The organism is uncultured Sphingomonas sp. (genome assembly GCF_913774285.1).
In the GTDB taxonomy this organism is placed as follows: Bacteria; Pseudomonadota; Alphaproteobacteria; order Sphingomonadales; family Sphingomonadaceae; genus Sphingomonas.
The window spans coordinates 62,787-81,394 of sequence record NZ_CAJYHX010000019.1 but is presented as its reverse complement, the minus strand read 5'-3'; the positions used below and the strand labels follow the sequence as shown (position 1 = coordinate 81,394).

General features: G+C 68.6%; 13 protein-coding genes. 11 read left to right on the top strand and 2 right to left on the bottom strand.

Features of this window, described 5'->3' with window-relative positions:
* Both QZ670_RS08520 and QZ670_RS08515 read left to right on the top strand, forming a co-directional pair.
* On the top strand, positions 1-3,048 hold the full coding sequence (locus tag QZ670_RS08520; RefSeq protein WP_294253880.1) for a TonB-dependent receptor: 3,048 nt from the start codon (positions 1-3) through the stop codon (positions 3,046-3,048).
* A gap of 62 nt (positions 3,049-3,110) precedes the next feature.
* A complete protein-coding gene (locus QZ670_RS08515) occupies positions 3,111-4,529 on the top strand; it encodes a glucoamylase family protein (protein WP_294253879.1) in 1,419 nt (472 codons plus the stop codon).
* Here the strand turns inward: QZ670_RS08515 and QZ670_RS08510 are convergent.
* Positions 4,526-4,723 (bottom strand): hypothetical protein, encoded by a 198-nt coding sequence (locus QZ670_RS08510; RefSeq protein WP_294253878.1) that lies wholly within the window; start codon positions 4,721-4,723, stop codon positions 4,526-4,528. The two genes, QZ670_RS08515 and QZ670_RS08510, sit on opposite strands and share 4 nt — an antisense overlap.
* Before the next feature lie 296 nt (positions 4,724-5,019).
* Between QZ670_RS08510 and QZ670_RS08505 the strand changes: the two genes are divergently transcribed.
* The 7 genes from QZ670_RS08505 to QZ670_RS08475 all read left to right on the top strand — a co-directional run bounded on the left by QZ670_RS08505 (position 5,020) and on the right by QZ670_RS08475 (position 14,318).
* Complete coding sequence (locus QZ670_RS08505; protein WP_294253877.1) at positions 5,020-5,772, top strand: dienelactone hydrolase family protein; 753 nt, start codon at positions 5,020-5,022, stop codon at positions 5,770-5,772.
* Positions 5,773-5,886: 114 nt separating this feature from the next.
* Positions 5,887-8,538, top strand: coding sequence for a glycoside hydrolase family 2 TIM barrel-domain containing protein (locus QZ670_RS08500; protein WP_294253876.1), 2,652 nt, complete (start codon positions 5,887-5,889; stop codon positions 8,536-8,538).
* A gap of 46 nt (positions 8,539-8,584) precedes the next feature.
* Positions 8,585-9,352, top strand: coding sequence for an ATP-binding cassette domain-containing protein (locus tag QZ670_RS08495; protein WP_294253875.1), 768 nt, complete (start codon positions 8,585-8,587; stop codon positions 9,350-9,352).
* Entirely contained in the window at positions 9,349-10,872 is a 1,524-nt protein-coding gene (locus QZ670_RS08490) for an ABC transporter permease/substrate-binding protein (protein WP_294253874.1), read from the top strand. The genes QZ670_RS08495 and QZ670_RS08490 overlap by 4 nt, the downstream gene beginning before the upstream one ends.
* A 227-nt stretch (positions 10,873-11,099) precedes the next feature.
* Positions 11,100-11,405 (top strand): hypothetical protein, encoded by a 306-nt coding sequence (locus QZ670_RS08485; protein ID WP_294253873.1) that lies wholly within the window; start codon positions 11,100-11,102, stop codon positions 11,403-11,405.
* Between the two features lie 2 nt (positions 11,406-11,407).
* Positions 11,408-12,460 (top strand): multidrug transporter subunit MdtN, encoded by a 1,053-nt coding sequence (mdtN, locus tag QZ670_RS08480; RefSeq protein WP_294253872.1) that lies wholly within the window; start codon positions 11,408-11,410, stop codon positions 12,458-12,460.
* Positions 12,444-14,318, top strand: coding sequence for an FUSC family protein (locus QZ670_RS08475; RefSeq protein WP_294253871.1), 1,875 nt, complete (start codon positions 12,444-12,446; stop codon positions 14,316-14,318). Before mdtN ends, QZ670_RS08475 begins: the two co-directional genes overlap by 17 nt.
* On the opposite strand, the gene QZ670_RS08470 is transcribed toward QZ670_RS08475, so the two are convergent.
* Entirely contained in the window at positions 14,281-15,096 is an 816-nt protein-coding gene (locus QZ670_RS08470; RefSeq protein WP_294253870.1) for a hypothetical protein, read from the bottom strand. The two genes, QZ670_RS08475 and QZ670_RS08470, sit on opposite strands and share 38 nt — an antisense overlap.
* Positions 15,097-15,289: 193 nt before the next feature.
* Here QZ670_RS08470 and QZ670_RS08465 point away from each other — a divergent pair, with 193 nt between their 5' ends.
* Complete coding sequence (locus QZ670_RS08465) at positions 15,290-18,049, top strand: winged helix-turn-helix domain-containing protein (RefSeq protein WP_294253869.1); 2,760 nt, start codon at positions 15,290-15,292, stop codon at positions 18,047-18,049.
* A gap of 73 nt (positions 18,050-18,122) precedes the next feature.
* Positions 18,123-18,605, top strand: coding sequence for a hypothetical protein (locus QZ670_RS08460; RefSeq protein WP_294253868.1), 483 nt, complete (start codon positions 18,123-18,125; stop codon positions 18,603-18,605).
* Positions 18,606-18,608 lie beyond the last annotated feature (3 nt).

Here is an 18,608-nt window from a genome sequence, read left to right as displayed (position 1 = left end):
ATGAACAAGCTAGTTTTGCGTTCCGCATTGCTGACGATGACCGCGCTGGGCACTGGTGCCCTGCTCGCCCCCGCCCCTGCCATGGCTCAGGTCGGCCAGGCCTCGCTGCGTGGCACGATCACCGCGCCGGCCGGAAACCCGGTCACTGAAGTGACCGCGATCGAAGTGTCGACCGGCATCCGCCGCAGCGCGACCGTTGGCGCCGACGGCACCTACAATTTCGCGTCGCTGCGCCCGGGAACCTATCGCCTCGAGATCAAGCTGCAAAACGGCGTGCGCAATTCGGACGCGTTCACGCTGCGCGTCGGCCAGAATGCCGGCCTCGACCTCGATCTTACGACGACCACGGCGGCCCCGGCTGCCGACGCGGGCGCGTCAGCCGATAGCGGCGACACCGCGGCCCCGGCGGGCGACGAGATCGTCGTTACCGGCAACCGCATCCGCTCGCTGGACGGCGGCCAGGTCGGCATCAACATCACCCAGCGGCTGATCGAGCAGCTGCCGCAGAACAACCGCAACTTCCTCGCCTTCGCCGATCTCGCCCCGGGCGTGCGCTTCATCGAAGGCGCGAACGGCACGTCGAGCATCAAGGGCGGCGCGCAGGACAGCCGCACCGTCAACGTGTTCATCGACGGCGTCAGCCAGAAGGACTATGTCCTCAAGAACGGCATCACCGGGCAGGACAGCTCGGCCGGCAACCCGTTCCCGCAGCTCGCGATCGGCGAGTATCAGGTGCTCTCGTCCAACTACAAGGCGGAGTTCGACCAGGTCAGCTCGGTGGCGATCACCGCGGCGACCAAGTCGGGCACCAACGAGTTCCACGGCGAAGGCTTCATCGACTATACCAACCAGGACCTCCGCGCCCGCCGTCCGACCGAGCTCTTCCCGAGCCTGCGCGACAAGGTGAATTCGAACAACAAGCAGTTCGGCGTCGCGCTGGGCGGCCCGATCATCAAGGATCGCGCGCATTTCTTCGTGACCTACGAAGGCAAGCGGATCGACAGCCCCTATGACGTGCGGCCGGAGAACGGCGTCTCGACCAGCATCTTCCCGACGCAGTACCAGCAGTATTTCGGCACCTTCTCGCAGCGCTTCAACGAGGACCTGTATTTCGGCAAGATCGACCTCGAGCCGAGCGACAAGGACCTGATCGAGCTCACCGGCAAGTATCGCAAGGAATCGGGCTCGCAGATCGCGACCGGTGTGAATGCGCCGAACACCGCGACGCTCAACAAGGTCGACGAGAAGCGCTTCATGCTCCGCTGGCAGCGCAGCGAGGACAACTGGATCAACGACGCCCGCGTGTCCTACCAGGACACCAAATGGGCGCCGACGCCGGAGACCTTCGGCAACACCAGCTTCTTCCAGGCCTCGACGGTGAACAACGGCAACTTCACCCGCACCGATCTGCTGCGCTTCGGCGGCGGCGGCAGCCAGCAGGACAAGGGCCAGAAGGGCTGGACGCTGCAGGACGACTTCACCTTCACCGGCTTCAACGGCCACACCATCAAGGTCGGCACCAAGGCGAGCTTCATCCGCCTGCGCTCGCTCGAGCAGAACCGCGCCAACCCGCAATATACCTACGACATCAACGCGTTCAGCCCCACCGGCTTCAACGACCAGGTGCCGTATCAGCTCGACTTCGGCGTCCCCACCGGCAACGGCCCGGTCGACATCCGTTCGAGCAACTTCCAGTTCGGCGTCTATGCGCAGGACGATTGGGACGTCACCTCGCACCTGACGCTCAACCTCGGCCTGCGCTGGGATTATGAGCGTACCCCGGCCTTCGTGAACTATGTGACCTCGCAGGAGAATCTGACCGCGGTATCGCCGGCCAACTATCCGAACCTGGTCAACGCCGACTACAACATCAACGACTTCATCTCGAACGGCCACAACCGCAAGACCTTCACCGGCGCCTTCCAGCCGCGCCTCGGCTTCACCTATCGCATCGACGAGGCGGGCCGGTTCGCGGTGTTCGGCGGCTATGGCCGCTCCTATGACCGCAACCAGTTCGACTTCCTCCAGCAGGAAGTGAGCCAGGGCGTCTATGCCGTGCGCCGTTTCAACTTCCGCGGCGCGGATTCCAATCCGAACAACGCCTGTGTCGGGGCCGATGCGTCGACCTGCGTCACCTGGAATCCGATCTACCTGACTCCGGAAGGCCGCCAGCAGCTGCTCGCCGGCGCGACCGGTGGCGGCCGCGAGTTCCGCTTCCTCCGGAACGACCTGAAGGTCCCCTATTCGGACCAGTTCAGCCTCGGCATCCGCGGCCGCTTCCAGCAGGTCGGTCTCGAGCTCGGCTACAGCCATGTCTCCAGCCGGGACGGCTTCGTCTTCCTGCTCGGCAACCGGCGGCCGGACGGCAGCTTCTTCTTCAACGATCCGGCGAACCCGACCGACACCCCGGCCCCGCCCTTCGGCTTCTCGCCGCGCGGCTACAACAGCATCATCCTCGGCACCAACGGCCTGAAGACCAATGCAGATTCGGTCTATTTCAAGGTCACCAAGAGCTACACCCAGGCCTCGCCCTGGAGCCTGGACGCGACCTACACCTATACCGAGGCGACCGAGAACCAGCTGGGCGAAACCTATCTGCTCGATTTCCCCTCGGTCAGCGACTATCCGATGCTGCGTTCGTCGGGCGTGCCGCGGCACCGGCTGGTGATGGCAGGCAGCGTCGATCTGCCGCTCGGCTTCGCGCTGTCGTCCAAGTTCCAGATCGAATCCTCGGCCTATCAGAAGGCGATCCTGAACCAGTCCAACCCGTTCCAGCGCGTGGTCGTCGGCCGCGAGGTCGATGGTTCGGGCGGCGGCTGGGGCCGGCGCCAGCTCGACATGGCGCTGACCAAGTACGTGCCGATCCACTTCATCAGCGATCAGACCCGCCTGCGCTTCCGCGTCGACGTGCTGAACGTGTTCAACGACTACAACTACATCACCTTCAACAACGACCCCGCCTCGTCGAACTGGGGCGCACGCAGCAGCTATGACGTGGGCGGCAACCCACCGCGCACCGTCAAGCTGTCGGTCGGCTACTCTTTCTGATCCCTCCTCTGGGGCGGGGTGCCTTGGTGCCCCGCCCCGCTTTTTTCTTTCGGGAACCTTTCATGATCGATCGCAGGCAACTGCTCGGCTCCGGCGCAGTGGCGCTGGCGGGCCTCGCGGGCGCATGCTCGCAGCCCGGCACCCGCATCGGCGCCGCCGGCCCCGCACCGGGCGCAGACCCGCTGATCCGCGACCTGCAAGAACGCACCTTCCGCTATTTCTGGGACACCACCGATCCCGAGACCGGCCTTGCGCCCGATCGCTGGCCCACCCCCTCCTTCGCCTCGATCGCCGCGGTGGGCTTCGCGCTGACCGCCTATCCGATCGGCGTCACCAACGGCTGGATCACCCGCGAGCAGGCGCGCACCCGCACGCTGGCCACGCTGCGCTTCTTCGCCGCCGCGCCCCAGGGCGACGGGCAGAGCGACGCCAGCGGCTACAAGGGTTTCTTCTACCACTTCCTCGGCACCACCAAGGGCCGCCGCTTCGCGCGCGCCGAGCTGTCGACGATCGATACCGCATTGCTGCTGGGCGGCGTGCTGTTCGCGCAGAGCTGGTTCGATGCCGACGATCCGCAAGAGGCCGAGATCCGCACGCTGGCCGATCAGCTCTACGCGGCGGTCGACTGGACCTGGATCACGCCGCGCCCGCCCTTCGTCTCGATGGGCTGGCATCCCGAGAGCGGCTTCATCCCCTCGGACTGGAACATCTATAACGAAGGGCTGCTCCTCTACGTGCTGGCGCTGGGCTCGCCGAGCCACCCGCTACCGCCCGAGACCTGGGCCGCCTGGACCGCGCGCTTCGACGCGCAGTGGAGCGACAAATGGGGCGAGCCGCACCTGCATTTCGCACCGCTCTTCATCCATCAGTACAGCCATTGCTGGATCGATTTCCGCGGCATCCGCGATCCCTACATGGCGGCCAAGGGCATCGATTATTTCGAGAACAGCCGCCGCGCGGTGCGGGCGCAGCGCAATTATGCGATCGCCAATCCGGGCGGGTGGTCCGGCTACGGCGAGGACGTGTGGGGCCTGACCGCCTGCGACGGTCCCGGCGATTTCAAGCAGCGGATCGGCGGGCGCGAACGGGAATTCTTCAGCTATTCCGCGCGTGGCCCCGATGATCGCGACGACGGCACGCTGGCGCCGACGGCGGCGGCAGCCTCGATCGCATTCGAGCCGGAGCTGGCCGGCCGCGCGGTGGCGACGATACATGCGCGCTACGGCCGCGGCATCTATGGCCGCTATGGCTTTCTCGACAGCTTCAACCCCACCCTCACCCGCACGACCGCACCGCTCAAGCATGGCAAGATCGTGCCCGGCATCGGCTGGGTCGACGGCGACCATCTCGGTATCGACCAGGGGCCGATCCTGCTGATGATCGAGAACCTGCGCAGTGGGCTGGTCTGGGAGGTGATGCGCCGCAACCCGCATATCCGTCGCGGGCTGCAGCGCGCTGGCTTTAGGGGCGGCTGGCTTTAATCGTCCTGCCGGTCGGTCTTCTTGGGCGCGACCCAGACATGGACGGGCACGACGACCTTGCCCGGTGCGGGCTTGCCGATATCGACGCGGCTGGCCTGGACCAGCTCGCCGTTCGCGAGGGTGAAGGACGCCCAGGGCTTGGGCATGCGGTTGAACGTCATCTTCTGGATGGGTTCGCCGGTGTTCGAATTCATGATGGTAGCAATGACTGGCATGCGCCTGCCGCTATTCGGGCGGGCGCCGGGCTGTCCAGCGGGGGCGGCCACGAATCTGTGGATAGCGCTCACCCCCCTTGGGGCGTGATCCCTTCCCCAGCCATCGTCATCCCGGCGAAAGCCGGGATCCAGTCGCTCCTCGGTGCCAGCAAGAGCCGCGACGGAGCACCAATGGATCCCGGCTTTTGCCGGGATGACGGCTGGTGGGGCGGGACGGGTTCCTCCATGGGCGCTCTCGTGTAAAGCCGCCGCTGAATTAGCAAAGGGAGCAGCCCATGATCATCCGCAGCGACGAGACGCAGGACATCGAGGTGCCCGGCGGCGGCACGATGCGGATGCACCTGTTCCGCCCGGCGGTGGAGGGGCGCTTCCCCGGCGTGCTGCTCTTCTCCGAGATCTACCAGGTCACCGCGCCGATCCGGCGGCTGGCGGCGATGCTCGCGGGCAATGGCCTGCTCGTCGCGGTGCCCGAGGTCTATCACGAGTACGAGCCTGCCGGCACGGTGCTCGCCTATGACCAGGCGGGCACGGATCGCGGCAACGCGCTCAAGATCACCAAGCCGGTCGCCGCGTTTGACGCGGACGCCACCGCGGCGCTGACCGCGCTGGCCGAGCACCCCGCCTGCTCGGGCAAGCTCGGCACCTTCGGGGTCTGCCTGGGCGGCCATCTCGCCTATCGCGCCGCGCTCGATCCGCGCGTCTCGGCAGCGGCCTGTTTCTATCCCACCGACATCCACTCGGGCACGCTTGGCGAAGGCCGCAGCGACGACAGCCTCGCGCGCATGGCCGAACTGAAGGCCGAACTGCTGCTCGTCTGGGGGCGGCAGGACCCGCATATTCCCTTCCCCGGCCGCGAGGCGATCCGGGCGCGGCTGGAGGAAGTCGGCGCCGCCTATGCCTGGCATGAGTTCAACGCGCAGCACGCCTTTCTGCGCGACGAAGGCCCGCGCTACGATCCCGCGCTGTTCCTGCAGGCGATGGCGCTGACGCTCGACTTCTACCGACGAACCTTAGGAGGGATTGTATAAATCCGGGTGATGCATTTGCATCCATGCGATGATCTTGATTGACAGGCCACCGCCATGCGAGTGGTATGACCAATAAGGCGACGCCCGAGCGATCGCCATGGGAGAGACATCGCGATGCGCACCCCTTCGGCTCTGGCCGCCCTCCTGCTCTCGTCCGTAGCGATCGTGGCGCCGGTATCTGCCGAGGCGCAGACCAGTGCCGGGCCCCGCGTGACGACCGATCTCTCCACCGGCTGGCGCTTCCATTTCGGCGACGCACAAACGGCACCCGCGCTGCCCGGCTTTGACGATGCCGCATGGCAGCAGGTTACGGTGCCGCATACCTGGAACAAGGTCGGCACCTATGCCGTGACCCGCGCGGCTGATGCGGACATGCGGCAGGGCCAGGGCTGGTATCGCCGCAGCTTTACGGTCCCCACCGCGCTGACCGGGCGGCGGCTCTTCCTGGAGTTCGATGGCGTTTCCAAGATCGCCGATGTGTGGGTGAACGGCCAGCATGTCGGCCGCCATGCCGGCGCGTTCGGCCGCTTCCGGATTGACGTGACCGCCGCGCTCAAGCCGGGCGCCAACAGCCTCGCCGTCCGCGCCGACAACAGCGCCTCGGCGTCAGGCAGCAGCACCGAGCATGTCATCCCGCTCGGCGGGGATTTCTTCGTGCAGGGCGGCATCTATCGCGGGGTGCGGCTGGTCGCGGTGGAGGACGCGCATATCGACCTGTCCGATCATGGCGGGCCGGGCGTGTATCTGCGTACCCCCAAGGTTTCGGCCGAGCGCGCCGAGGTCGCCGCCAAGACGCTGCTGCGCAATCTCGGCAGCCGCGCCCGCACGCTGACGCTCACCACCACCATCCAGGACGCGACCGGCAAGCCCGTCGCCACCGATCGCGCGCCGGCCACGCTCGCAGCCGGCCAGGCGCTGGCGGTGGAGCGCAGCCTCACCGTCGCCAACCCGCACCTCTGGCAGGGCCGCGCCGCCCCCTATCTTTACCGCGTCGTCAGCGAGCTGCGCGACGGCGCCCGGGTGATCGACCGACAGGTTCAGCCGCTCGGCATCCGCAGCTTCGCCTTCGATCCCAACCGCGGCCTGATCCTCAACGGCAAGGTCACCCCGCTCCACGGCGTCTCGCGCCACCAGGACGTCGGCGGCAAGGGTTGGGCGCTGACGCCCGAGGACCATGCCCGCGACATGGCCTTTGCGCTCGAGATCGGCGCCAACACGATCCGCCACGCCCATTACCAGCACGCCCAGGAATGGACCGACGAAGCCGACAAGGCGGGCATGGTGGTGTGGGCGGAGCTCCCGTTCGTCCATGAGGCCAATGTCGATCCCAGCCAGCCCCCCGCCCCGGAGACGATCGCCAATGCCGAGGAGCAGCTGCGCGAGCTGATCCACCAGAACTACAACCACCCCTCGATCCTGCTCTGGTCGGTCGGCAACGAGGCCGATATCGGCGCGGCGATCGACGCGATGCGAAAAGGGCGCGGCAAGCCGGCCCAGTCGCGTGCGATGCTGGAGCAGCTCGACCGGCTGGCGCGGGCCGAGGATCCCAGCCGTCCCACCGTCTATGCCGATTGCTGCGAGGACACGCCATCCGTCCTGTCGATGCAGGGCGCGCCCAGCCTCAACGGCGTCACCCAGGTGATGGGGCTCAACCGCTATTATGGCTGGTATTATGGCGATCTGGACGGCGTCGGCCCCGCGCTCGATGCGCTGCATGCCAAGCACCCGAACCTGCCGATGGGCCTCAGCGAATGGGGTGCCGGCGGCGCGATGACCCAGCATAGCGACAATCCGCGCGGCGGCCCGGTCGCCGCCTATGGCCGTCCGCAGCCGGAGGAATATCAGAGCCTCGCGATCGAGGAGAACTGGAAGCAGATCCGCGCGCGCCCCTATCTGGCGGCGAGCTGGCTGTGGAACCTGTTCGATTTCGCCACGACGATGCGCAACGAAGGCGATGCGACCGACATCAACACCAAGGGGCTCGTCTCCTACGATCGCAAGACCCGCAAGGACGCCTTCTACTTCCTCAAGGCCAACTGGTCCGATGCACCGACGCTGCACCTCAACGGCCGCCGCTATGTCGACCGCGCCTATGCGGTGACCGAGGTGCGCGGCTATTCCAACGCCGATCGCGTGTCGCTGTCGGTCAACGGCAAGCCGGTGGGCACGGTTGCCTGCCCGGACCGGATCTGCGTGTGGCCGGGCGTGGCGCTGGCGCCGGGGGCCAACCACCTCGTCGCCACTGCCACGATCGGCGGCAAGCAGGTCAGCGATGCGCTCGACTGGACCGGCCCCGATCCGCGCAAGGGCGTGTTCATCGATTCCGGCGCGCTGGTCGGCGGCACGATGGGCGGCGACCGCTACGGCTCGGACGACTTTTTCCGCGGCGGCACCGCCAAGGTGCTGGCCGGCCGCTCGCCCTTCGCGCCGCCGCCCAAGGTGGAGGGCACAGACAGCCCGGCGCTGTTCGGCAGCTACCGCGAGGGCAGGTTCGGCTACGAGATCCCCCTGCCCGATGGCAGCTGGACGGTGACCATCGCCAGCTTCGAGCCCGACGCGGCAAAGGGCGCCGCGCGCAGCTTTGCGGTCCTCGCCGATGGCAAGCGGGTGATCGAGGGCTTCTCGCCAATGCAGGCGGCGGGCGGCACCAACAAGGCGGTCACCCGCAGCTTCCCGGTGAAGAGCAGCGGCGGGCGGCTGGTGCTGGCGTTCGAGCCGGTCGGCGGCGACGCGGTGGTGGCGGGAATAGCGATCCGGCCCAACTGAGCGCGCGCTTTGACCTTTGCCGCGACATTGCCCACAAGCATGGGCGATGCCGGACCCGTTGCGTAGCGTTGCCTTCGAAGGCGTCAGCAAATCCTATGCGAAGGGCGCGTGGGCCGTCGACGGGGTGTCGCTGGAGATCGCCGGCGGCAGCTTCGTCGCGTTGGTGGGCGCCTCGGGTTCGGGCAAGTCGACGCTGCTCAAGATGGTCAACCGGCTGATCGAGCCTAGCGAGGGCCGCGTCCTGATCGACGGCGCGCCCGTGGACGCTGAGCCGCCCCACCTGCTCCGCCGGCGGATCGGCTATGTGTTCCAGAATGTCGGGCTGTTCCCGCATCTGACCGTCGGCGAGAATGTCGCGATCGGCCTCAAGCTGGCCGGGGTCAAGGATCGACAGACGCGTGTCGCCGAACTGCTGCGCCTCGTCGACCTGCCCGAAGCCATGGCCGGGCGGATGCCCGACGCGCTCTCCGGGGGACAGCGCCAGCGCGTCGGCGTCGCCCGCGCACTCGCCACGTCGCCCAAGCTGCTGCTGATGGACGAGGCGTTCGGCGCGCTCGACCCCGTCACCCGCGACGCGCTGGGCAAGGCGATCCGCGCGCTGCACGAGACCATGGGGCTCACCACCATCCTGGTCACCCACGACATGGCCGAGGCGCTGCTCCTCGCCGATCGCATCCTGGTGATGGAGGCGGGCCGCGTCGTCGGCGATGCGACCCCGCGCGACCTGCTCGCCGGCAAGGGCGGCCCGTCGGCCGATGCGCTGGTCGCGGTGCCGCGAGAACAGGCCGAGCGGCTGGCGGCGCTCGCCCGATGACCGCCGCCTTTGCCCGCGTGCCCGAATTGCTGGCGCAGCATCTCCTGCTCGCCTTCGCCGCGCTGCTGCTCGGCATCGCGATCAGCCTGCCGCTGGCGGTGCTCTCCGCCCGGCATCGCGGCGTCGCCCGCGCAGCGCTGGGGCTGGCAAGCCTGGTCCAGACCATCCCCAGCCTCGCGCTGCTCGCGCTTTTCTATCCGCTGCTGCTGTCGCTTTCCGCGCTGGTCGGCGGCGGCATCCCGGCGCTGGGCTTCCTGCCCTCGCTGCTCGCCCTCACCCTCTACGCGCTGCTGCCGATCCTGCGGAATGCGGTGACCGGCCTGGTCACGCTCGACCCGGCGGTGCGCGAGGCGGCGGACGGCGTCGGCATGACCCGCTGGCAGAAGCTGCGGCTGGTCGAGGCGCCGCTGGTCGCGCCGATGGTGATGGCCGGCATCCGCACCGCCGCCGTCTGGACCATCGGCGCGGCGACGCTCTCCACCACCGTCGGCCAGCCGAGCCTGGGCGACCTGATCTTTGCCGGGCTGCAGACGCAGAACTGGGCGCTGGTGCTGGCCGGCTGCATCGCCGCCGCCGGGCTCGCGCTGGCGGTCGACGCGCTGCTCGGGCTGGCCGAATGGGGCATCGCGCACCGCCGCCGCGTGCTGGTGTGGCTAAGCCTCGGCCTGCTTGCCGCCGGTGCGCTGGCCGCCCTCGCACCCGCCTGGCCCGCCAGCCGCGGGGTGGTGACGATCGGCGCCAAGGGCTTTTCCGAGCAATATATCCTCGCCCGGCTGATCGGCGCGCGGCTGGAGGCGGCGGGCTATAGCGTGCGCTACCGCGAGGGACTCGGCTCCGGCGTCGCCTATGGCGCGCTGGCGAGCGACGCGATCGACGTTTATGTCGACTATTCGGGCACGATCTGGACCAACCAGATGCACCGCACCGACGTGCCGCCCCGCACCGAGATCGTCCGCGGCGTCGCCGATTGGGCCAAGCGCACCAGCAACGTCACGCTGCTGGGAAGCCTGGGCTTCGAGAACGCCTATGCCTTCGTGATGCGCGGCGACGATGCCAAGCGGCGCGGCGTCGCGACGATCGCCGATCTCGCCAAGGTCGCCCCGTCGCTCAAGCTCGCCACCGATATCGAGTTCCTGGAACGGTCCGAATGGAAGGCGGTGCAGCGCACCTATGGCCTGCGCTTCGCCGAGGCGCATCCCTATCAGCCGACCTTCATGTACCGCGCGCTGACCAGCGGCACCGCCGACGTGATCCCCGCTTTCTCCTCCGACGGCCGGATCGCCGCGCAGGGCCTCATGGTGCTGAAGGACCCCAAGGGCGCGATCCCGGGCTATGACGCGGTGCTGCTGGTCTCGCCGAAACATGCGAACGACGCGCGCTTCCAGGCGGCGCTCCGCCCGCTGATCGGCGCCGTGCCGGTCGAGCGGATGCGGCAGGCCAATTACCTGGTCGACCGCGATACCGACAAGCAGAGCCCCGACGCCGCCGCGCGCTGGCTGGCGGATCGGCTGGTTCCCTAAAAGACGGGAGCCGGCCGGCGACGCGCGCAAGAGGGCTGGGACGCGCAGCCGGCCTGCTCCCGCCGCCACTCGCTCCATCCTCTCCCAAGCGGAGCGGATTGCCTTCTAGCCCCGCAGGCAAGGCGGGACGTTAGCCCGGGTGAGCCGATCGCACCAACCCGGCCTCACTCCCGAAGCATCGCCCGCGCGGCGAAACCCGGCCCGACAGCAATCTCGGAGACGGCGACGTGCGTGCCAGCCCCTTATCCACCCGGTTCGGCAGGCCGGACAGCATCGCGGTGCGCGTGGCCGCCGCGTTTCTCGCAGTGCCCGCCGCCGGCTGCGCGCGGGGGGCGCCTTCGCTAGTGTTCTTCGGTGCCTATTTCCCGATCTGGCTGGCCTGCGCGGTGATCGGCTGCGTCGCGGCCGGCGTCGCGCGCACGCTGATGGTGGTCTCTGGCCTGTCGCACCGGCTGCCCTACCAGCTGCTGCTGTGCACCGCGATCGGCACCACCACGGGGCTGCTCGTCGCCTCGCTCTGTGTGGGGCTGTGACGATGCGCGTCGAAGGCAAGGCCCGTTTCGGCCTGGGGGCCCGGCTGGTATCGATCGCCGTCATCCTTCTCGCGGTGGCGTTCGGCATCTACGCCCTGCAACGCAGCAGCGCCCACCCGTCTACCGACGACGCGTCGATCGATGCCGAAGTCGTCCATGTCGCACCTGCGGTGGGCGGTCGCATCGTCGAGATTGCGGTGACCGAGAATCAACTCGTCCGCCCCGGCCAACTGTTGTTTCGCATCGATCCCGTGCCCTATCAGCAGGCGGTCGCCCAGGCGCGTGCCGACCTCGCCTTCGCCCGCGCCGCACATGCCAGCCAGGGCCGTGCGGTCTCCACCCAGCGCTTCGCCGCCACCGTCGCCGCCGAGCAGATCGCCCGCGCCGAGGCCAATCTCGCGCTCGCTCGCCGAACGGTTGCGCGGCTACGGCCGCTCGCCGAGCAGGGCTATATCCCCCGCCAGCAGCTCGACCAGGCCGAGACCCAGGAGCGCGACGCCGCCACCAGCCTGCGCCAGGCGACGACCCAGCGCCAGGGGACCGCCGCGGCAATCGACACCACCGACAGCTCGGCCGCCAACATCCAGGCGCGCGAAGCCGCGCTGGCGATTGCCGAGCATTCGCTGGGCAACACCGTCGTCCGCGCCGACCATGCCGGCCGGGTCACCGGTCTCACGGTGCTGTCGGGTGAAATGATCGCCCCCGGCCAGTCGATCTTCACGCTGGTCAACGCCGACCAATGGTTTGCGGTGGGCAATTTCCGCGAGACCGAACTCAAGCGGATCGCGCCGGGCGACTGCGCCACCGTCTATGCGATGACCGACCGCGCCCGACCCGTCCGCGGCGTGGTGACCGGGATCGGCGCGGGCGTGCTCGACGACGAGCGGATCAACGTGCCGCGCGCGCTCCCTTATGTGGAGAAGTCGCTCAACTGGGTGCGCGTCGCCCAGCGCTTCCCCGTGCGTGTCCGACTGCTCGCGCCGCCCGCGACGCTGGTACGGCTGGGCGCGAGCGCGGTGATTCAGATCCGGTCCGGCAGTGCCTGCAAAGCTTGAGCGAGCAAGCCCGCTGGGTACGGCCTGTGCCGCGCTCTGGGCGAATACGCCGGGGCGGCTCGCCTATGCGCTGCGGCTGACCCTGGTCTGCTGCGTCTCGGGGCTGATCGGTCTTTGGTTCGAGATCCCGGACCCCGCGCTGATCGTCTATCTGGGACTGTTCCTCAATCGTCGGGACCGGACGAGCGGCCTCCTGCTGGCGGTGGTGATGCAGCTGTTCATCACGGCGCTAGTCTTCGCGCTGGTCCCAGTGACCGCGTTGCTGATCGACGTCCCCTTCTGGCGAACGGTGGCGATGGCCGTTCTGTCCTTCGGCCTGATGTTCCTGGGCTCGGCCAGCAAGCTGCGCCCGTTCGCGGCGAGCATGGCGCTGATCACCGCCTATGTACTCGATCTGCTCGGCAGCCTCCCGGCCAGCGAACTGGCGACGCGCGGGCTGCTCTATGCCCTGTTGTTCGTCGGGGTGCCCGCCGGCGTCTCCGTGCTTGCCGACCTGCTGATCGCGCCGGCGCCGCGCCGGCTCGCCGGGGAACTGCTCGCGCGTGCGCTTGGCAGCGCAGCCGATCTGCTTGTCGCCCCCGGGGATGCGGACCGCGCCCGGTTCGACGCCCTCCGCCACCAAACGGCGCTGGACACGCCGAAGCTGCTCAAGCTCGCGAAGCTGGAAGGGGCGCTGGCGCCCGGCGCCGCCGCGGCCTATGGCGCCGCCGCTGCGGCGACGGTGCGGATCCTCGCCGCCGTCGACCTGATCGACCGGTGTCCCGATGCGGCGCTGCGCGAAGCCCTGGCCGCCGCGCTTGCCCCGACGCTGCGTGCGATGGCCGCCATCCTTGCCGGCGGCGGCTATCCGATCGGGATCGACGCGCCGTGGTGGCCGTCCGAAGTTCCAGCGGATCTCGCGCCTGCCCTCGCCACCGTGACCGACGCGATCACCGGCTTCGCCACAACGCCAGCGCCGCCGCCGACCAGCGGACACGCGGAGAAAGCCGGCTTCTTTGTCCCCGATGCCTTCACCAACCCGGCGCATGCCGAATATGCAGTGAAGGTCACCATCGGTGCGATGCTCTGTTACCTCCTGTTCGCGCTGTGGGACTGGCCCGGCATCCATACTGCGATGATCACCTGCTACATCGTCGGGCTCGGCACCGCGGCCGAGACGATCGAGAAGCTGTCGCTGCGCATCGCCGGTTGCCTGGTCGGGGCGGCGCTGGGGCTGGCGACGCTCGTCTATGTGCTGCCCGCGATCACCACGATCACCGGGATCCTGCTGGTGGTCGCCGCGGGGATGTTCCTCGCCAGCTGGGTGGCGGCGGGGGATGCGCGCATATCCTATGCAGGCTTCCAGCTCGGCTTCGCCTTCCTGCTGTGCACGCTTCAAGGCCATGGGCCGGAGTTCGACCTCAGCGTCTCGCGCGACCGCGTGCTGGGCGTGCTGCTCGGCACCGGCATCTCCTATCTGTTGTTCACCCGGCTCTGGCCGGTGTCGATGGCCGGTACGATCGATCCGGCGATCGCCCGGCTGGTCGTGCTGCTGCACCGCGCGGCAAGCGCCGCGGGGGATGCGCGCGCGGCGCTGGTCGTCCAGGCGATGGCTGCGGCGACGGCGATACGCCGCTCGATCGCGCTCGCAGCGTTCGAGCCAGGCCGGCTCCGCCCGTCCGACCCATGGATCGACGCACGGCGCGATCTGCTGGTGCGCATCGGCAAATTGGAGTCGCCGCTGCTGCTCGCGCAACCGGGGGCCGAGGCGGCGCTGGAGACGCTTGCCCGCGACGCCGACGCGCTTGCCACGGCGCCGGCACCGCAAAGCGAAAAGGCGGTCAGCCTGCCTCCGCCAACACCGCCGGCAGTCGCGTGAGGAGGTGCGCGGCGATCCGCTCCTGCGCCCCGAGATCGCCGTCCCCGGCAACGTCGATGCGATCGGACCACAGGATCTGGCCCCAGCGATTGGACAATTCCACCGCGATCCGCCGGACGTCCTGCGCCGATCGCACGGTGCCGTGCAGCACAAGATCGGCCCCCGTCTCCGCCGCGACGGCGTCGAGCGAATAGCGGGTCTCGCGGAATTGGAACATGATCGCCCGCGGCGCGGCGCGGAAGCGGGCGGAGCCCTCCGCTGCATGGATCAGCTCGTCGGTAAGGCCCGCGGCGAACGCCCGCTCCTCGCTGCACAGCGCGGTAAAGGGCAGCACCGCCAGCATCGGCGCGCAGACGGCCGGTTCGCTCGGCGTCGGCGGCACAGGCTCTGCATCGACCCGCAGGCGGAAACAGGGTGCGTAGCTGCCGGTCGGCATCGAGATGATCACCGGATCCCGCGCACCCTGCCCGCCATAATAGGCGTCGAGCTTGCGCCGCAGTCGCCGAGCCTCGACCCGCACCGTGGAGTCGATCCGCGGATCATAATCCACCACGCCGCCATAGAGTTCGATGCCGATCACCAGTTCCTTGAGCGTCGCCCCGCGCCCCGCCAGCGCCTCCTCGACGACGAAGCGGAGGAAGGAAAAGAGCTTGCCCGAACCGGCGAACGCGTGGGTGCGCAGCCGCTCTAGCTGGCCGCGCACGGCCTCCGGCGCGGGTTCGTCGATCGACGGTTCGTCGCCGGCACGGGCCGGCACGGCGGGATCTGCCCGGTACATACACAGTCTCCCCATGATGATGATTGGGCGGCGTCGAACATCCTGCCGATCGTCTCCCTCTGCTCGTGGCGGATACTCCAGACCGCGACACTGCCCCACTTAACAGATGCCAAGAGCTGCTAATTCGCGCATAGGTTAGCGCTAACGGTATGTTCGGGGGGACGCGGGTGGTAGCACCAATGGCGGGACAGCCATGACCGAAAGAATCTTGCGGTTCGGCCCGTTCGAGCTTCGTCCCGAACGCGAACAACTGCTGAACGGCGGCGTCCGCGTCGGCTTGGGCTCACGCGCGCTCGCCATCCTCGCCCTGCTTGCCGAGCGCGCCGGCGACGTCGTCTCCGTGCAGGAAATAAACGAGCATGTCTGGCCGAACCTGTTCGTCCAGGAGAACAACCTGCGCGTGCACATGAGCGCGATCCGGCGCGCGCTGCGGGCCGCCGACAGCGACGTGGAGATCGTCAACGTGCCGGGCCGGGGCTATCGGCTCAGCGCCGATGTCACCATCGCCGATGCGGGCGAGGAGAATGACGAGGCCCGCACCGCCCCAGGCTTCCAGCCGCTCCCCCTGCCCCTCCAGGTAAATCGGCTGATCGGCCGCGAGGAGAGCGTAGCCCAGGTGCTCGCCTGCCTCCATCTTCACCGTCTCGTCACCATCGTGGGCGCGGGGGGAATCGGCAAGACCAGCGTCGCGCTCGCCGCCCTCGCCGGGATCGAGGCCACGATGCCGGTGTGCTTCGTCGATCTCACCAACTGCGCCACCGTCGAGCATGTCGCGGCAGCGGCGGCGGCGGCGCTGCAGAGCCCGATGGGGCGCGACACCACGCCCGGCGTCCTGGTCGATCGCATGCGCGAATCCGAGCTGATCCTGCTGCTCGACAATTGCGAGCATCTGATCGACGTCGTCGCCCATGTCGTCGATACGGTGCTGCGCGCTTGCCCGCGGGTGAAGCTGCTGGCCACCAGCCGCGAACCGATCCGCGTGCCCGGCGAGATGCAGGTGCACCTCCAGCCCCTGCCCGTCCCCGCCGTCGCCGACACGCCGGGGATGATCGCCGACAGCCCCGCCGTCGCGCTGTTCGTGGAGCGGCTCGGCGCGGCGATGGGCGGATTTTCGATCACCGCGCAGAATGCCCGGCAGATCGCAACGGTGTGCCGGTCGCTGGACGGGCTGCCGCTCGCGCTGGAGCTCGCCGCCGCCGCGGTGCCGATGGTCGGGCTGGACGCACTGTCGAGCGGGCTCACCGTTCGCCTGTCGCTGCTCGCGTTCGGCCGGCGCACCCTGGCGCGACACGAGACGCTGGAGGCGATGCTCGACTGGAGCTTCGAGCTGCTCTCCCCGGCCGAGCGCACGGTGCTCGGCTGCCTCGCGATCTTCCGGTCGGGGTTCGATCTTTCCGCCGCCGTGCAGGTCGCGGCGATCGAGGACGATGCGGAGGCGGAAACCGCCCGGACGGTGCTGCACCTCGCAGCCAAGTCGCTGCTCGTCGTCGACACCACGCCCCAGGGCGTCAGCTATCGCTTGCTTGAGACGACCAAGGCCTATGCGCGGCGCAAGCTCGACGCGTCCGGGCTGGCGGCCGCAACCGCACGTCGCCACGCCGAATGGGTGGGCGGTATGCTGGCGCGCGCACAGGCCGATTGGTCGCGGTTGGAACGCGCCGTCTGGTGGGAGCGCTATGGCCCGGCGATCGACGATGTCCGCGCGGCCCTGGCCTGGTCGCTCGACGACGCCGGGGACAGGCGTGTGGGCGTGCGGCTGACGATCGCATCGGCACCGCTCTGGCTCGGCATATCGCAGTTCGGCGAATATAATGCCTGGCTGGAGCGCGCGTTGGCGACGCTGGAAGCACTCGGCGAAACCGGTGGGCCCGAGGAAATCCAGCTCCAGAATGGTCTGTGCGTGCTGCTCTACAATGCCGATCGTCCGAGCGAGGCATTTGTCCGCGCGGCGACCCAGGTGCTGCGGATCGGCAAGAAGATCGGCGATCCCCTGGCGCGGGCCACGGGACTTTGGCTGCTGTCCGGCCACCGCACGATCATGGGGGATCATGAAGCAGCACTCACCCTCGCCCAGCAGATGCTGGGACCGGAGGGATCGGGCGTCGACCCCGAGTTGCAGGCCTTTGCCCGCCGCGTCATCGGAATCATGACGTTGCGGGCCGGACGCGTGCGCGAAGCCGCGGAAATCGGTGGCGACCTTGTCCGAAGCCTCACCGGGCGGGGTTCCTATGGCGCAGCGCTGCGCTTCGACCATGCCACGATCACGCGCGGCAACCATGCGGTGACGCTGGCCATCCAGGGCAGGCTGGAGAGCGCCAAGGCGCTGATCATGGAAGCGACGATCGACGCCCACCGGCTGCGCAATTCCAACTCCCTCTGCTACCTGCTGAGCAGCGCGGCCTGCCCGATCGCGCTGTGGCTGGGGGACGACGAGCTCGCGCGCCATTATGCCGACCTGCTCGCCCGCACTGCCGAGGCCAACCGCTTCAACTATATGGCCGAGCTCGCCGCCTGGTTTGCCCGCCTCGCCGATCTGCGGCTCGGCAAGGTGCCGCAGCTGGCGGCGCTGGAGCAGCTGCGGCCGCCGCTACCGCACGACAAGGACGTGTTCGTCACCGCCTGCGCCGCGTTGTGCGATGCCGATGTGGTAGCACGCGCCGAAGCCAGTCCACCGCAATGGGCAACGGCGGAAATTCTCCGCGCCGACGGCGAAGCCAGATACGCTTCGGGCGACCGAACCGGAGCACAGCGCCGCTTCGAGCAGGCGCTGGCGCTCGCCCAGGAACAGGGCGCCGGCCTGTGGGCCTTGCGGGCGGCCACCGCGCTGGCACGGCTTGCCGAACCCAGCGCCGCGCAGGCGATCCTGGCACCGGTGCTCGCCACCATGGAAGGCGACGAAGCCTATGCCGACATCCGCGCCGCGCGCGCCCTGCTGCCCAGCATGGCCGACTAACCTCTCCTTACCTCTGCCGGTGCGATGGTCCGCCTAGCCTGACATGTCCCTGGGCAAGGGAGTCAGGCGGCTGTTGCAGACGGACGTGATGCTGGAAACTGTTCTTCGACTGATGACCACCGGTGGCGTGTTCGTCGGCATGATCGCCGTTTATGTCGGCATGCGGAACAATACCCGCCAGCTCAACGCACAGATTTTCCTGTCCTTTTCCGATCGCCTGCAGACCATCCGCCATGTGCTGCGAACCGAGCTGCTGCCGATCTGGACCGCCGAGCTGCCCCCCGAGGAAGTCGCGCGGATCCTGCCCGGGCTGCTGCAGGTGCTCCACCTCATCCTCGAGCTCTACGAACTGCGCGAGCAGGGCTATGTGCGGCCGCGCATGTGGCAGATCTGGTCGCGCAACATCGATCGCTTCCTCACCTGCCCGATCGTGCGCAGCCTGGGCGACGAGATCCGCTTCGAATTTTCGGGGCATGACCGCTTCATCGCCTGGATCGAGCAACGCCAGGCGTCGGCATCTTCGCGCCCCCGGCCGCACCGAAGGACGCGGTTCTGAAGG

Excerpts from the sequence above, each read along its gene's own strand:
- QZ670_RS08520 (WP_294253880.1), top strand. The coding sequence starts at position 1 with ATGAACAAGCTAGTTTTGCGTTCCGCATTGCTGACGATGACCGCGCTG.
- QZ670_RS08515 (WP_294253879.1), top strand. The coding sequence starts at position 3,111 with ATGATCGATCGCAGGCAACTGCTCGGCTCCGGCGCAGTGGCGCTGGCG.
- QZ670_RS08510 (WP_294253878.1), bottom strand. The coding sequence starts at position 4,723 with ATGAATTCGAACACCGGCGAACCCATCCAGAAGATGACGTTCAACCGC.
- QZ670_RS08505 (WP_294253877.1), top strand. The coding sequence starts at position 5,020 with ATGATCATCCGCAGCGACGAGACGCAGGACATCGAGGTGCCCGGCGGC.
- QZ670_RS08500 (WP_294253876.1), top strand. The coding sequence starts at position 5,887 with ATGCGCACCCCTTCGGCTCTGGCCGCCCTCCTGCTCTCGTCCGTAGCG.
- QZ670_RS08495 (WP_294253875.1), top strand. The coding sequence starts at position 8,585 with ATGCCGGACCCGTTGCGTAGCGTTGCCTTCGAAGGCGTCAGCAAATCC.
- QZ670_RS08490 (WP_294253874.1), top strand. The coding sequence starts at position 9,349 with ATGACCGCCGCCTTTGCCCGCGTGCCCGAATTGCTGGCGCAGCATCTC.
- mdtN (WP_294253872.1), top strand. The coding sequence starts at position 11,408 with ATGCGCGTCGAAGGCAAGGCCCGTTTCGGCCTGGGGGCCCGGCTGGTA.
- QZ670_RS08470 (WP_294253870.1), bottom strand. The coding sequence starts at position 15,096 with ATGTACCGGGCAGATCCCGCCGTGCCGGCCCGTGCCGGCGACGAACCG.
- QZ670_RS08465 (WP_294253869.1), top strand. The coding sequence starts at position 15,290 with ATGACCGAAAGAATCTTGCGGTTCGGCCCGTTCGAGCTTCGTCCCGAA.